This is a genomic window from Curtobacterium sp. MMLR14_006, from assembly GCF_001864985.1.
GTDB lineage: Bacteria > Actinomycetota > Actinomycetes > Actinomycetales > Microbacteriaceae > Curtobacterium.
This window is the reverse complement of record NZ_MJGU01000012.1, coordinates 265639-279880: the sequence shown is the minus strand read 5'-3', so window position 1 is coordinate 279880 and position 14242 is coordinate 265639. Positions and strand designations below refer to the sequence as shown.

Sequence of the window (14242 nt, the reverse complement as noted above, 5' to 3'; positions counted from 1 at the left end):
AGCGGTCGGATCAGACGACGAGTGCGTCGAGCACCATCGCACGCTCGATGGTGTCGCGCGCTGCCGCTGGTTCAGACCGGCTGACGTACCAGAGCGACGACTCGACGAGGCGTGCCACGCACCAGGCGGCGATCCGGACCGGTGACTCTCCGGTCATGTCGGCGAGCAACGAGATGCGAGCCCGCAGGTGCCCCTCGGTGTCCAGGAGCGCGAAGGGGTCGTTGATCTGCATGAGCATCGGGCCCAGGTCGTACGCCGGGTCGCCGACCATGGGTTTCGGATCGATGACGAGCCACGGCTCTCGCGTCGCGGTGAGGAGGTTGCCGGGGTTGTAGTCGCCGTGCACGACCACAGTCCGAGGGGCCGTCACGGGGAGCTCACGAAGCAGCGCGTTCCCACGAGCGACCGCGACGAGGTCGAGATCCGGCCGGAGTGTGCGCACGCGCTCCTCGACGAGGTCGGCCCACTCGGCGGTGACGTCGGCCAGGCGCTCGAACGGTCTGGACGGGACGGGCATCGTGGTCGTGCCGGGATCGCTGGACGCTGTGCGGGACCACAACCGGGTCAGTGCACTCGCGGCGATCGACAGCCGGCGTTCCGGCGACAGATCGTGCCGGTCGGCCAGCCGCACGCCCGGATCGCACCGTTCGAGCAACAGCACGAACGGATCGTCGAGGTCTCCCTCGAGCAGTCGAACCGCCCCTGAGCCGTCCCACCATCGAAGCGCCGAAGCCTCGTCACGCGCCTCGCGATGCGGGAAGGAGAGCTTCAGGACCGCATCTCGTCCGGCGGCGGTACGCACGGAGACCACGTGCGACGCGCTCCCGCCGACGCGCACGCGCCCGAGCGTCAGGCCCCAACGGGCCGCAGCGCAGGCGAGCAGCTCGGGAACGGTGCTCCGCCATGCCTCCACCGTCGGCCACATGTGCAGCAGTCTACGAACCCGGCGCCGCGGCCACAGCGCGAGCACCGGAGGCATCACCGGAGTCGGGTGCGGACCTCGTTCCGCGGTCCGGGACGAACGAAGGGATCGCTGCGAGCCGTTCGCATCCGGGTCCGATCGGTTTCGCTGGCCGGTACCGCTCCGGACCGTTCCGCGATGCCGCCCAGAACCGCGGCTTCGAGGTCCGATGCTCGTCGCGCTGCGGGGAGGGCATGCGGACGCTGACGCTCCCGGATGGCAGCCGCGCGGAACCAGACACCGCCGGCGTCTCGGACGAGCGGTCGGCGGACGGTCCTTCCTCGCTGGCGCATCCTGTGCGCCCCGCCCGGACTGCGGCGCCTCGGCAGTTCCTCGTCAGCGCCGTGATCGCAGCCCGGGACCACCGCTGTCGTGGTGGGCCCTGCCGGGATCGAACCGACGACATCCACGGTGTAAACGTGGCGCTCTACCAGCTGAGCTAAAGGCCCTCGCGTCGATCCTACGGGAACGGACGATCGATCCCCGTTCAGCCCACACCTTACTTTCGCCGAAATGAAGGTTTACGCTTAACCCATGTCCGAGACCTCGGTGTTCGCCGTGATCGTCGACCTGGTCGACTCCCGCAAGCTGGACGACCGGGCCGCCGCCCAGCACGCGGTCGAGGCCGCCTTCGACCGTACCGCGGACGTCGACGCACTCGATCCGCTGCGCGCCACCGTCGGCGACGAGTTCCAGACCGTCTACGCCACGCTGGCCGACGCCCTCGTGGCGACGACGGCCGCGATCCTCGCCCTGCCGCCGACGGTGCAGGTCCGCCTCGGCATCGGGCGGGGGCCGGTCCGGGCGGTGGGCGACGGCGCGGTCGGTCCCCTGCAGGACGGCCCGGGCTGGTGGTCGGCCCGCGACGCCATCAACGAGACCCATCGCCGCGAGGACGGCCGGACTCCGTTCCTGCGGTCCTGGTACCACGACTCCGAGGACCGGCTCGGCCCGACCGAGCGACTGGTGGACGCCTGGTTCCTCAGCCGCGACCACGTCCTGTCACGGCTGACCCCACGTGCGCGGCGGGTCGCCCTCGGTCTGCTGCAGGGCCGCACCCAGGCGCAGATCGCGGCGGCTGAGGGCATCACCCCGTCGGCGGTGTCCCAGTCGGTGCAGCGTTCCGGTGTCGCCGCCGTGGTCGAGGGCCTGCGCGTCCTCGCCGACGGGGGCCGCTGATGCTCGCCGGGGTCCTCCTGGCCCTCGTCGGGCTCGCCGACGTCGTCCGGGCGCGCGCCGGTGGTGGTCCGGCGCGGCGGCGGGTGGTGACCACGTCGGTGGTCGTCGTCCTGTGGGCCGGCGTGGTCGTCGTCGCGGCCGCGGGTCTCGGGCTGCCGACGTGGGCCGTCCTCGTCGTGGTCGTGCTGGCAGCGCTCTGGGTCGCGACGACGCTCCCGGTCCGCGCGGACGACGACGACGACCACGCTGCTGCCGCGACTCGCCTCCCCCGCTGGCGGCGGTCCGGGTCGTGGCCGGCGGTCCTGCTCGCCGTCGCCGTCGTCGCGCTGCTGCTGTGGGCGCCGTTCCCGGACGCGTCGGGCTTCGTGGTCGACTGGCACCGGGACGCCGGTCCGGCGTTCGTCGGGAGCGTCCCCCTCGCCGCGGTCGTCGGCGGTGTCGGGTCGGCGCTGTTCCTGGTCGACTCCGCGAACGTGGTGGTCGCCCAGGCGCTGCCGCCCGGGATCGCACCCGACGCGCGCGCCGACCCGACGTCCTCGCGTCCCGCGCGCCTGCGCTTCCTCCGCCACCGGACGCCGCGCCTGCCCGGGGACGACGGGCAGGGTACGGGCGAGCGGTCCCCCGGCTCGGTCACCCTGAAGGGCGGCCGACTGATCGGTCCGATCGAACGGCTGCTGCTCGCGGGCTTCGCCCTGGCGGGTGCCTTCCCGGTGGTGGCGGCGCTCATCGCCGCGAAGGGCATCGTGCGGTTCCCCGAGATCCGGCGCGAGACGACCGGGTACCAGGCGGAGTACTTCCTCATCGGCAGCCTGGTGAGCTGGTCGATGGCCTTCGCCGCGGCCGGCCTCTGCTGGCTGCTCGCTCGCGGCTGACACCGATCCCGTCCGACCACCGCCGTCCCGGCTGCCGCGGGTACCCTCTCCCTCGTGAACGGTGTCGGAGTCGGTGTCCTCGACGAAGCCGGGCGGCTCCGCCTGCTCGGCGCCGCCGTGACGGGCGCGGCCTTCGCCGTGGTGCTCGTCATGCTGGTCCTGTCGTCGTGGTCCGAGGCGACCACCACCGTCCTGGTCTCGGTCGGCATCCCGACCGCGGTGGCGGGGGCCGCGATCGCCGTCCTCCTGCAGCGCCGCGCCTGGCGTGCCGAGGGCGGCTACGAACGGTCGGTGCTCGTGCGTGAGTGGGTCGCCGACGGCCGGGTGCCCGAGGGGGTACCGGCCGAGCAGTGGATCCCGCTCGTCCAGGCGCAGGCGGACCGCGAGGGCGCAGGATGGGGCAAGGTCGTCCTCGGGGTGCTGTGGATCGCGATGACCTGGTCGATGCGGGACCAGCACGGCACGCTCATCACGACGATGCTCGTCCTGCTCTGGAGCGGCATGGTCCTCTGGGCGGCCGTCTGGGTCATCCCCCGCGCCCGGGCAGCGCGAGCGCTCCTGCGCCGCGGTGTCGCCACGCTCGGCTGAACCCCGCTCGGCTGAACCCCGCTCGTGCGCCCCTGACTACGCTCGACCCCATGCAGAGTCGCTCCCTCGGCCACACCGGTCGCTCCGTCTCCCCCATCGGCCTCGGCACCTGGCAGTTCGGTGATGACTGGGGTCCCGTCTCGGATGCCGACGCGGACGCCGTCATGGACGCCTCCGTCGAGTCCGGCGTCACCCTGTTCGACACCGCCGACGTCTACGGCGACGGTCGCAGCGAGCAGCTCATCGGCGCGTGGCGCGCCGCGAACCCGGACGTCCCGCTGACGGTCACCACGAAGATGGGCCGTCGCGCCGAGCAGGTCCCCGGCAACTACGTGGCCGCGAACTTCCGAGAGTGGGTCGACCGCTCCCGCACGAACCTGCGGCAGGACACCCTCGACCTCGTGCAGCTGCACTGCCCGCCGACCCCGGTCTACGAGGACGACGCCGTCTACGACGCGCTCGACGCGCTGGTCGCCGACGGCTCGGTCGCCGCCTACGGCGTCAGCGTCGAGACCGCGGACCAGGCGCTCGCCGCGATCGCCCGGCCCGGCGTCGCGAGTGTCCAGATCATCCTCAACGCGTTCCGGCTCAAGCCGCTGGACCGCGTCCTGCCGGCGGCCCGGGAGGCAGGGGTCGGCATCCTCGCGCGTGTCCCGTTGGCCTCGGGGTTGCTGTCCGGCAAGTACACGACGGACACGTCGTTCGCCGAGGGCGACCACCGCAACTACAACCGCCACGGCGAGGCCTTCGACCAGGGCGAGACCTTCAGCGGTGTCGACTACGACGACGGCGTGCGGGCGGCGCAGACCTTCGCGGCGTCCCTGCCCGACGCCGTCTCGGTGCCGCAGGCGGCACTCGCGTGGATCATCGCGCAGGACGGCGTCACCGCGGCCATCCCGGGTGCCCGCAACCCGGAGCAGGCCCGGTCGAACGCGGCCGCCGGTGACCTGCCGCCGGTCGAGGGCCTCGACGCCACCGTGCACGACCTGTACGACACGTGGTTCCGCGCGAGCGTCCACGACCGCTGGTGAGACTCCGGAGCGTCGCGGTCGCGGTGGCCGCGGTCCTGCTGCTGGCCGGCTGCGCCGCGCCCGGTGCGGCGACGACCCGTGCCGTCCCGCCGTGGGAGCGGCCGACCGACCTCACCGCGCGGGCCGAGGCGGCGGGTCTGCGGAACGTGTGGGGTGAGCGGCTGGCCGAGCACGTCCACACGCACCTGACGATCCTGGACGGCGACGAGCCGGTCACCGTGCCGGCGAACGTCGGACACTCCGCGAAGGCGCGGTTCGCCGCCGAGATCCACACGCACGACACCTCGGGGATCGTGCACGTGGAGTCCCCCGACGAGCGGACGTTCACGATCGGGCAGTTCTTCGACGAGTGGGGCGTCTCGCTCGGTCCGGAGCACGTCGGTGGGCTCCGCGGCGAGCTGACCGTGTGGGTGGACGGCCACCGCCGCATCGGCAACCCGCGGTCGATCGCGCTCACCGACCGCCGACAGGTCGTCCTCGTCGTCACCACGATCGGCGAGGTCCCCCGGCTCCCGACGCCGTTCGACTGGCCGCCGCAGTACCGCTGAGACGGTGCCGCTGCGTAGCCTGCACCCATGACCACGATCCGCACCGGCACCGACCTGGCCGCGGTCGAGGACGTGACCGCAGGCATCGCTGCGCACGGCGAGCGCTACCTCGACCGGCTCTTCACCGCGCGTGAGCGGTCGGACACCGCGGACGACCCGGAGCGGCTGGCGGCGCGCTTCGCCGGGAAGGAGGCGGTGGTCAAGCTCCTCCGCCCGGCCGCCGGCGAACCCGTGGCCCTGCGCGACGTCGCGATCGTGCTCGACGCCGACGGCGCCCCGTCGGTCGAGCTGGCCGGCACGGCCGCCGCGCTGGCAGAGGCCGTCGGCTGCGGGCCGATCGCGGTGTCGCTCGCGCACGAGCGCGGGCTCGCGATCGCGACGGCGGTGGCGCTCAGCGAGCGGTGACCCCTGCGGACCGCCGAGCAGCAGTGCGGTTTCGCGCACCCGCACGGCGGTTTCCCGATGCCCGGTCCTCCTTATCGTTGCCGACATGGACCAGGACCCGAACACCTCCAGCACGTTCGTCGTACTCGCCGACCCGGACGTCGACCGGGCCGTCCGACGTGCACTGGCCGACCACGGACGCCTCACCGTCGACGTGGACGACCTCGGCCCGACGGCCGACCTCTACGCGCTCGGGCTCACCTCGCACGCGACGGTCAACGTCATGCTCGCCGTCGAGACCGACCTGGACGTCGAGTTCCCGGACGCCGTGCTGCACCGGGCGACCTTCGCCACCATCGAGTCGATCGCGGCCGCCGCGGAGCAGGCGTCGTGACGTTGACCGCGCCGACGCGCACCGTCACGACGACGGAGACCGGCACCGCGACCGGGTCCACCACCGCACCCCAGCCGGGGACGGGCACCGCGACCGCGCCGGCGTCGGCGCCCCGGCCGCCGGCGGGCACCGCGACCGCGCGGGGCACGGCGACGGACCGGTTCACCGAGCGCACGGCCGCCGTCGCGGCGACCGCCGCCCTGTTCGCCGACGAGGTCGACCGCGACGCCCGCCCCCCGCGCGAGGCGATCGCCGCGATGCGCGAGACAGGACTGCTCGCCGCAGCGGTCCCCGTCGCCCACGGCGGCGAGGGGGCGTCGGTCACCGAGCTGTCGTCGATCGCCACCGAGCTCGGCCGCGCCTGCGCGGCGACGGGCATGGTGTTCGCGATGCACCACAGCCAGGTGATGGCGCTCTGGCGGCACGGCGGCGAGGGCCGCGGGGTGCTCGACGCCCTCGAGGCAGTCCGCACCGGCGCACTCGTCGCGTCGGCCACCACCGAGCGCGGCATCGGCGGCGACGCCCGGAGCTCGTCCTGCGCGATCGAGCCCACCGACGACGGCCGGATCCGTCTGCGGAAGGACGCACCGGTCATCTCCTACGCCACCGAGGCCGACGCGGTGTTCGTCACCGCCCGGCGCTCGCCCGACGCTCCGGCGTCCGACCAGCGGCTGCTCGTCTGCCGGACGGACGAGATGCTGCTGTCGCAGACCTCGACCTGGGACACGATGGGCCTGCGCGGCACGTGCAGCAACGGGTGGATCCTCGACGCCGAGACCACCGTCGACCACGTGTTCCGCGACGACTACGCCACGATCTCGGCGCACACGGTGCTGCCGGTCTCGCACGTCCTCTGGGCCTCGGTCTGGCTCGGCATCGCGGCCGGTGCGGCCGAGCGCGCGCGGACGGCGGTCCGCCGGCAGGCGCGCGCCGCCGTCGGCACGACCCCGCCCGGCGCCCTCCGGCTCGCCGAGCTGCTCGTCGAGCTGCAGACCATGGCCGATGCCGTGCGGCACGCCGCGGAACGGTACGACGCCGCGGCGGACGACCCGGACGTGCTCACCTCGAGCGCGTTCGCGCTGGCCGCCAACGCCCTGAAGATCGGCGCGTCCGAACGCGTCGCCGACATCACCACGAAGGCGATGCGCATCATCGGGATCGCGGGCTACGCGGCCTCCGGTCCGATGAGCACCGCCCGACACCTCCGAGACGCCCACGGTGCCGCCGTCATGGTGAGCAACGACCGTCTCCTCGCCAACGACGCCGACCTCTCACTCATGACGGGAGTGATCCTGTGACGATCACCGAACCCACCACCGGCGCCGTGCCGGATCTCGACGCGGCGCGCGCCGCCCTCCGCTCCCGCCTGCTCGACGACGGCGTGCTCATCGACCTCGGCTCCCCCGGCCTGTACGGGCGCACCGGCGTGTTCGAGCGCGTGTACGCCGCGGTCGACGCCGCCGGGGTCCGCAGCCAGGCCGACCTGGGCGCGGACGTGCTCCGCTTCCCGCCGGTGGAGACGCTCACCGCGTTCGAGCGCACCGACTACATCGCGTCCTTCCCGGACCTCGCGGCCTCGGTGTCCGCCTTCACCGGCGACGACCGCACGCACCGGGCACTCCTCGCCGCCCGCGAGCGGGGCGACCGCTGGGAGGACTTCCTCGAGCCGGCCGACCTCATGCTCACCCCGGCGGTCTGCCACCCGGTGTACGGCCTGGTCGGGGACACCGTGCCGCAGTCCGGGCGCACGTTCGACATCGTCGGCGACTCGTTCCGCCGCGAGCCGTCCCTCGACCCGATGCGCCTGCAGGCCTTCCACATGCACGAGTTCGTCGTCATCGGCACGCCGGAGGCCGCCCGCGCGCACCGCGACGGTCGGATCCCCGGCATGCGCGCCCTGCTCGAGTCCTTCGGGCTCGCGATCGACGTCGTGCCGGCGAACGACCCGTTCTTCGGCCGCGTCGGGCAGATCCTCGCCCGGAACCAGGTCGAGCAGTCGCTGAAGTTCGAGTTCGTCACGCCCGTCTACGGGCCGGACCACCCCGCGACCGCGATCAGCTCCGCGAACCTGCACGAGGACCACTTCGGCTCCGCGTTCGGCATCCGCACCGCCGACGGCGAGGTCGCGCACAGCGCCTGCGTCGCCTTCGGCCTGGAGCGGATCACGATCGCGCTGTTCGCCGCGCACGGCACCGACCCCGACGCATGGCCCGAGGCGGTCCGCGCGGCGCTCGCACTGTGAGCACCCGGCACGGCTGGTCCGGGTCGCCCGCCATCCGGCTCGCGGTGCAGGCACCGGCCGCCGCGCGCGCCGGCGTCGTCATCTGCCCGCCGCTCGGGCAGGAGGGCGTCATCGCCTACCGCACGCTCCGGCTGCTCGCGGACCGTCTGGAGGCCCGTGGCATCGCCTCGGTGCGCTACGACCCGTCGGGACGTGGCGACTCCACCCCCGACACCGACCCCGACGCGCAGGTCCGGTCCGCACGCCGTGCGGCGGCCGTGCTGCGCACGACCGGGGTCCGGCACGTCGCCTTCGTCGGGCTCGCCTCCGCGGCGCTCGTCGCGGCGGCCGCCGCCGGGGACACCGACGGCCTGGTCGTGTGGGACGCGCCGGCCTCCGGTCGTGCGTGGCTCCGTCGGCAGCGCGCCCTGGCCGCGCTCACCATCGGCGAGGACCGCGTGGTCGACGGCACCGAGAGCCTCATCGGCATGGACGTGACGACGGACGAGGCGGCCGTGATCGGCGCCCTCGCCTTCGCGCCGCGGACGGGCCCGACGGTGGCGCTCGTCCGTCCGGGCAGCCGGGCACCACGGGCCCTGGGCACCGTGCCCACCACCGAGGTCGTCGGCAGCGCCGAGCTCCTCGACGGCACGAGCGTCCAGGCGCGGATCCCGGGCGCTGCGGTGGACGCCGCCGTCGCCTGGCTCGACGCCTGGGCACCCGACGCCCGCGTGGTCGTCACCCCGCCCGTGCTCGACGAGGTGCTCGACGTGGACGGCCGGGTCTCCGAACGCATCGTCCGGATGGGTCCGCAGGGGCTCTTCGCGGTCGAGACGGTGTCCTCGGCGCAGCACCACGACGCCCCCGTCGTCGTGCTGCACAACGGCGGCGCCGAGCACCACGTCGGTGCCACCGACTACCAGGTCGACCTCGCCCGGGCGCTCGCCCGGGACGGCGCCCGGGTGGTCCGCGTCGACCGCCGGGCCACCGGGGAGAGCACCGGCGTCCACGAGGACGAGCGCAGCTTCCTGTTCGCCGGCGAGTGGCTCGAGGACCAGTCCGCGGTCGTCGCCGCGCTCGGGACGCCCGCCGACCGGCTCGTGCTCGTCGGCATGTGCGCCGGCGCGTGGCTGGCCGGTCGCGCGGTCGACGAGCCGCCGCGACTCGTCGTCGAGATCAGCCCGAACGACTACCGTCGCCGTCCCGCCGAGCCCGGCGCCTACGCCGACGCGGTGCGCGCGATCGACGCACCGTCCCCGGCACGGCGCTGGGTGCGCGAGCGGTACAACCGCGTCGTCCCGCGGTCGGTGCGCGACCGGTTGGCCCGCCGTGACCGCGCCGGCGGGGTCGTCGCCCACGTGCGGCCGCTCGTCGAGCACGGCACCGACGTCGTCGTGATCGTGGCCCCCGAGGACGCCGAGCTGTTCGACCGGCTCGGCGGACGCCGGGCCGAACGTCGGTACGGCGGCACGGGCCGCCGCGGCTCCGTGTCCGTGGTGCGGGTGGAGGACGGCGACCACGCCCTGTTCTCGCGGGCGATGCGCGATGCCGTGGTCGCCGAGGTCCGCACCCGGGTCGCCGAGACCTTCCCGGTGCACGCCTGAGTCGCGTTCAGGCGAGACCGAGGGCGCGGGCGACCGCGTCCGGCTGCTCGACGTGGGCGAAGTGCCCGCACGCGTCGAGCAGCACCGTCCGCGTCTGCTGCACGATCGCACGCAGGGCGTCGAGGTCCGACCGGCGGGCGAACACGTCGTCGCGCCCGGCGATCGCCGTGACCGGGACGGCGACCGCCCGCCAACGCTCGAGGTCGTAGCGCGCGGCGGCACGGGCGGCGTCGACGAAGCGGGTCGGCCGGAGCTCCTCGACGAAGGCGTCGAGGACGCTCGGGTCCAACCGCCGGACGGCGGTGAACACCGGGGCGGCGAGCAGCGGCAGGAGTCCCACCCGCGCGCACCCGCGCAGGATCGGTCGCCCGGCCTCGCCCGTCACGGCGAGTCCGGCGCGCAGCAGGGTGAAGGCCGGCAGGGTGCGCAGACCGCGCAGCGGGCGGCGTGCCGCGGCGGCGGTCGCGACGGTGGTGCCGGAGACCAGCGCCACCGAGCGCACCCGGTCCGGTGCGGCCACGGCGAGGTGCATGCCGACGAAGGCCCCCATCGAGTGCCCGACGACGTCCACGGTCGGCACCGCGAGGGCGTCGAGCACCGTCGTCAGCACGCGGGCGACGTCGTCCAGGTCGAACGGGCCGTCGGGTGCGGGAGAGGACCCCCACCCGGGCAGGTCGACGAGGACGAGGCCGCGGTCACCGACCCCGTGCGCCGCGGTGAGCAGCGGTGTCCAGGTCGACCAGGAACCGGCCACACCGTGCAGCAGCAGGAGCGGCTCCGGGCCGGGCCGGTGGTGCACGACGACCGGTCCGGTCGCGGTCGGCACGACGCTCCGACGCAGCCGCCACGTGTCCGGCGTCGGCGACACCGGGTACGGGGCGTACGCGGTAGGGGCGACCACGCGCGGTCGCGGGTCGCTGTCGGTGGTGTGCACCGGGCCTCCTGTCCGACGCGGGAGCGTCTCGGAGGGATTCGGAACGCTAGCCGACGGGGACGGGTGCGGAGCAGGCGGCGAGCCGGTCGAGCGCCGCCCTGTACTCGGCGACGTCGCGCTGGAGCCCGGGCTCGGTGATGATCGACGCCTTGATGCGGCCCTGGACGTCGATGACGAAGGTCGCGCGGGTGGCGAAGCCCTTGTGCTCGAGGAACACGCCGTACTCCTTCGAGACGGCGCCGTGCGGCCAGAAGTCGGCGAGGAGCTCGAAGTCGTAGCCGTTGACCTCGGCGAAGGAGCGCAGCGTCGCCTTCGAGTCGACGGAGATGCCGATGAGCTCGACACGCTGGTCCTGGAACATCGCGACGTTGTCCTGCAGGGCGCAGAGCTCGTTCGTGCAGTTCGACGAGAACGCGAGGGGGAAGAAGACGAGGGCGACGGGGCGGGTGCCGCGGAAGTCGCTGAGTCGGACGTGCTCGCCGAACTGGTTCGGGAGCTCGAAGTCCGGCGCGAGTGAGCCGATCTCCAGTGCCATCGGTGCGTGTGCTTCTTCCTCGGGCGTCGGGTGTGCCCGTCGGTCCGTGCGCTCGCGGGTCGCGGACGCACGATCGGCAATCGTACGCCGACGTCACCCGAATGCAAGCACCCGTCCACGTGCACGACACCATCAGCATCGCCGTCGGTGCTGGGGCCTAGAGTGGACGGGGCCCCAGCCGGTCGTGACCCGACCACCGGAGCCGCCATGTCCACCACCACGAGAACGAACGAGGTCAAGGGTGACGGTGAACGACCAGGACCCGTACAGCACCGGGGCGAACGACCAGGACCCCGAGGAGACCGCCGAATGGCGTGAGTCCCTCGACGGACTGGTCGCGACCCACGGCCACCAGCGCGGTCGCGAGATCATGCTGAGCCTGCTCAAGCGGTCCAAGGAACTGCACCTCGGTGTGCCGATGGTCCCGACGACGGACTACGTGAACACCATCGCGCCGGAGAACGAGCCGGAGTTCCCCGGGGACGAAGAGCTCGAGCGCCGCTACCGCCGGTGGATCCGCTGGAACGCGGCGATCACGGTGCACCGCGCGCAGCGGCCGGGCATCAGCGTCGGCGGCCACATCTCGACGTACGCGTCGAGCGCCGCCATGTACGAGGTCGGCTACAACCACTTCTTCCGCGCGCAGGACCACGAGTCCGGCGGCGACCAGGTCTTCTTCCAGGGCCACGCCTCCCCCGGCATGTACGCCCGTGCCTACATGGAAGGGCGCCTCGGCGAGGACCAGCTCGACGGCTTCCGGCAGGAGAAGTCCCACGCCGGCGGCGGCCTCTCGTCGTACCCGCACCCGCGCCTCATGCCGCACTTCTGGCAGTTCCCGACCGTGTCGATGGGCATCGGTCCGATCAACGCGATCTACCAGGCGCAGCAGGCCAAGTACCTGTCGAACCGCGGCATCAAGGACGCCTCCGACCAGCAGGTCTGGGCCTTCCTCGGCGACGGCGAGATGGACGAGGTCGAGTCCCGCGGGCAGCTCCAGGTCGCCGCGAACGACGGCCTCGACAACCTGAACTTCGTGATCAACTGCAACCTGCAGCGTCTCGACGGTCCGGTCCGCGGCAACGGCAAGATCATCCAGGAGCTCGAGGCGTTCTTCCGCGGTGCGGGCTGGAACGTCATCAAGGTCGTCTGGGGCCGCGAGTGGGACGACCTGCTCGCCCGCGACACCGAGGGCGCGCTCCTCAACCTGATGAACCAGACGCCGGACGGCGACTACCAGACGTACAAGGCCGAGAACGGCGCGTACGTCCGCGAGAACTTCTTCGGGCGCGACCCGAAGGCGCTCGAGCTCGTGTCGGACTACTCCGACGACCAGATCTGGAACCTCAAGCGCGGTGGCCACGACTACCGCAAGGTCTACGCCGCGTTCAAGGCCGCGACCGAGCACAAGGGCCAGCCGACGGTCATCCTGGCGAAGACGGTCAAGGGCTACGGCCTCGGCCCGAGCTTCGAGGGCCGCAACGCGACCCACCAGATGAAGAAGCTCACGCTCGACAACCTCAAGCAGTTCCGCGACGAGATGCGCATCCCGATCTCCGACGCCCAGCTGGAGGAGAACCCCTACACGCCGCCGTACTACCACCCGGGCAACGACGACGAGGCGATCCAGTACATGCACGAGCGTCGTCGCGCGCTCGGCGGGTACGTGCCGGAGCGCCGCACCAAGTACACCTCGATCACCCTCCCCGAGGACTCGAAGTACCAGGTCGTCAAGAAGGGCTCCGGCAAGCAGGAGATCGCCACCACCATGGCGTTCGCCCGTCTGCTGAAGGACCTGCTGCGCTCGCCCGACTTCGGCGACCGCGTGGTGCCGATCATCCCGGACGAGGCCCGCACGTTCGGCATGGACGCCTACTTCCCGACGGCGAAGATCTACAACCCGAACGGCCAGCACTACACGTCGGTCGACCGTGAGCTCCTCCTGGCCTACAAGGAGAGCCCGCAGGGCCAGATCATCCACGTCGGCATCAACGAGGCCGGTGCCCTCGCGGCGTTCACCGCCGTCGGCACCTCGTACTCGACGCAGGGCGAACCGCTCATCCCGGTCTACGTCTTCTACTCGATGTTCGGCTTCCAGCGCACCGGCGACGCGATCTGGGCCGCCGGTGACCAGATGGCCCGCGGCTTCATGATCGGCGCCACCGCCGGTCGCACGACGCTGACGGGCGAGGGCCTGCAGCACGCCGACGGCCACTCGCTGCTGCTCGCGACGACGAACCCGGCCGTGGTGGCGTACGACCCCGCGTACGGCTACGAGATCGGGCACATCGTCAAGGCCGGCCTCGACCGGATGTACGGCACGAACGAGGACGGCAGCGCGAAGCACGCCGACCCGAACGTCATGTACTACCTGACGGTCTACAACGAGCCGATCGTCCAGCCGGCCGAACCGGAGGGCGTCGACGCCGAGGGCATCGTCAAGGGCATGTACCTGCTCAAGCCGAGCGAGCACGACGGGCCGAAGGCCCAGCTGCTCGCATCGGGTGTGGCGGTGCCGTGGATCCTCGAGGCACAGCAGCTGCTGGCCGAGGACTGGGGCGTCTCCGCCGACGTCTGGAGCGTCACGAGCTGGGGTGAGCTCTACCGCGACGGTCTCGACGCGGAGCAGCAGGCGTTCCTCAACCCGGGCGAATCGCCGCGTACGCCCTACGTCACCGAGCGCCTGCTCGGCACCGAGGGCCCCGTCGTCGCCGTGAGCGACTTCATGCACGCGGTGCAGGAGCAGATCCGTCCGTTCGTCCCGACCGACTACGCCACGCTGGGCGCCGACGGCTTCGGCTTCTCGGACACCCGTCCGGCAGCCCGCCGCTTCTTCCACATCGACGGCCCCTCGGTCGTCGTGCGGACGCTGCAGCAGCTGGCGAAGCAGGGCAAGGTCGACCAGGCACTCGTGCAGCAGGCGATCGACAAGTACCGGCTGCACGACGTGACCGCCGGCACCACGGGCAGCGCCGGCGGCGAGAGCTGATCACC

Annotated in this window: 14 protein-coding genes and 1 tRNA gene; 11 read left to right on the top strand and 4 right to left on the bottom strand. The window is 72.8% G+C overall.

Features of this window, described 5'->3' with window-relative positions; genetic code table 11:
* Window positions 1–10: 10 nt before the first annotated feature.
* Window positions 11–979, bottom strand: coding sequence for an aminoglycoside phosphotransferase family protein (locus tag BIU94_RS16980; protein ID WP_083404585.1), 969 nt, complete (start codon window positions 977–979; stop codon window positions 11–13).
* Between the two features lie 355 nt (window positions 980–1334).
* Window positions 1335–1410, bottom strand: a tRNA-Val gene (locus tag BIU94_RS04845).
* Between the two features lie 85 nt (window positions 1411–1495).
* On the opposite strand from BIU94_RS04845, the gene BIU94_RS04840 reads away from it, so the two are divergent.
* From BIU94_RS04840 to BIU94_RS04795, 10 genes are all read left to right on the top strand, one after another.
* The gene (locus BIU94_RS04840; protein WP_071254825.1) at window positions 1496–2140 is read left to right on the top strand and encodes a SatD family protein; all 645 of its coding nucleotides are present in this window, start codon (window positions 1496–1498) and stop codon (window positions 2138–2140) included.
* Window positions 2140–3012, top strand: a complete 873-nt coding sequence (locus BIU94_RS04835; RefSeq protein ID WP_071254823.1) for a hypothetical protein — start codon at window positions 2140–2142, stop codon at window positions 3010–3012. Before BIU94_RS04840 ends, BIU94_RS04835 begins: the two co-directional genes overlap by 1 nt.
* Before the next feature lie 54 nt (window positions 3013–3066).
* On the top strand, window positions 3067–3600 hold the full coding sequence (locus BIU94_RS04830; protein ID WP_071254821.1) for a hypothetical protein: 534 nt from the start codon (window positions 3067–3069) through the stop codon (window positions 3598–3600).
* Window positions 3601–3650: 50 nt separating this feature from the next.
* Window positions 3651–4631 (top strand): aldo/keto reductase, encoded by a 981-nt coding sequence (locus BIU94_RS04825; protein WP_071254819.1) that lies wholly within the window; start codon window positions 3651–3653, stop codon window positions 4629–4631.
* Window positions 4628–5179, top strand: a complete 552-nt coding sequence (locus BIU94_RS04820) for a hypothetical protein (protein ID WP_071254817.1) — start codon at window positions 4628–4630, stop codon at window positions 5177–5179. Before BIU94_RS04825 ends, BIU94_RS04820 begins: the two co-directional genes overlap by 4 nt.
* 27 nt (window positions 5180–5206) lie before the next feature.
* Window positions 5207–5584 carry a holo-ACP synthase gene (locus BIU94_RS04815; RefSeq protein ID WP_071254815.1) on the top strand — a complete coding sequence of 126 codons (378 nt, stop codon included), beginning with the start codon at window positions 5207–5209 and terminating at the stop codon, window positions 5582–5584.
* 85 nt (window positions 5585–5669) lie between these two features.
* On the top strand, window positions 5670–5957 hold the full coding sequence (locus tag BIU94_RS04810) for an acyl carrier protein (protein WP_071254812.1): 288 nt from the start codon (window positions 5670–5672) through the stop codon (window positions 5955–5957).
* Window positions 5954–7255, top strand: coding sequence for an acyl-CoA dehydrogenase family protein (locus BIU94_RS04805; RefSeq protein WP_217639476.1), 1302 nt, complete (start codon window positions 5954–5956; stop codon window positions 7253–7255). The genes BIU94_RS04810 and BIU94_RS04805 overlap by 4 nt, the downstream gene beginning before the upstream one ends.
* Complete coding sequence (locus tag BIU94_RS04800) at window positions 7252–8199, top strand: amino acid--[acyl-carrier-protein] ligase (protein WP_071254809.1); 948 nt, start codon at window positions 7252–7254, stop codon at window positions 8197–8199. Before BIU94_RS04805 ends, BIU94_RS04800 begins: the two co-directional genes overlap by 4 nt.
* The gene (locus BIU94_RS04795; RefSeq protein ID WP_071254806.1) at window positions 8196–9782 is read left to right on the top strand and encodes an alpha/beta fold hydrolase; all 1587 of its coding nucleotides are present in this window, start codon (window positions 8196–8198) and stop codon (window positions 9780–9782) included. The genes BIU94_RS04800 and BIU94_RS04795 overlap by 4 nt, the downstream gene beginning before the upstream one ends.
* 7 nt (window positions 9783–9789) lie before the next feature.
* Here BIU94_RS04795 and BIU94_RS04790 read toward each other — a convergent pair whose 3' ends face one another.
* Both BIU94_RS04790 and BIU94_RS04785 read right to left on the bottom strand, forming a co-directional pair.
* Window positions 9790–10716, bottom strand: a complete 927-nt coding sequence (locus BIU94_RS04790) for an alpha/beta fold hydrolase (protein ID WP_083404584.1) — start codon at window positions 10714–10716, stop codon at window positions 9790–9792.
* 46 nt (window positions 10717–10762) lie between these two features.
* Window positions 10763–11251, bottom strand: coding sequence for a peroxiredoxin (locus BIU94_RS04785; RefSeq protein ID WP_071254803.1), 489 nt, complete (start codon window positions 11249–11251; stop codon window positions 10763–10765).
* A gap of 241 nt (window positions 11252–11492) precedes the next feature.
* Here BIU94_RS04785 and aceE point away from each other — a divergent pair, with 241 nt between their 5' ends.
* Window positions 11493–14237 carry a pyruvate dehydrogenase (acetyl-transferring), homodimeric type gene (gene aceE / locus BIU94_RS04780; RefSeq protein WP_071254800.1) on the top strand — a complete coding sequence of 915 codons (2745 nt, stop codon included), beginning with the start codon at window positions 11493–11495 and terminating at the stop codon, window positions 14235–14237.
* The last annotated feature ends 5 nt before the right edge of the window (window positions 14238–14242 follow it).

Coding starts and splice junctions, on each gene's coding strand:
- BIU94_RS16980 (WP_083404585.1), bottom strand. CDS start 979: ATGCCTCCGGTGCTCGCGCTGTGGCCGCGGCGCCGGGTTCGTAGACTG.
- BIU94_RS04840 (WP_071254825.1), top strand. CDS start 1,496: ATGTCCGAGACCTCGGTGTTCGCCGTGATCGTCGACCTGGTCGACTCC.
- BIU94_RS04835 (WP_071254823.1), top strand. CDS start 2,140: ATGCTCGCCGGGGTCCTCCTGGCCCTCGTCGGGCTCGCCGACGTCGTC.
- BIU94_RS04825 (WP_071254819.1), top strand. CDS start 3,651: ATGCAGAGTCGCTCCCTCGGCCACACCGGTCGCTCCGTCTCCCCCATC.
- BIU94_RS04815 (WP_071254815.1), top strand. CDS start 5,207: ATGACCACGATCCGCACCGGCACCGACCTGGCCGCGGTCGAGGACGTG.
- BIU94_RS04810 (WP_071254812.1), top strand. CDS start 5,670: ATGGACCAGGACCCGAACACCTCCAGCACGTTCGTCGTACTCGCCGAC.
- BIU94_RS04785 (WP_071254803.1), bottom strand. CDS start 11,251: ATGGCACTGGAGATCGGCTCACTCGCGCCGGACTTCGAGCTCCCGAAC.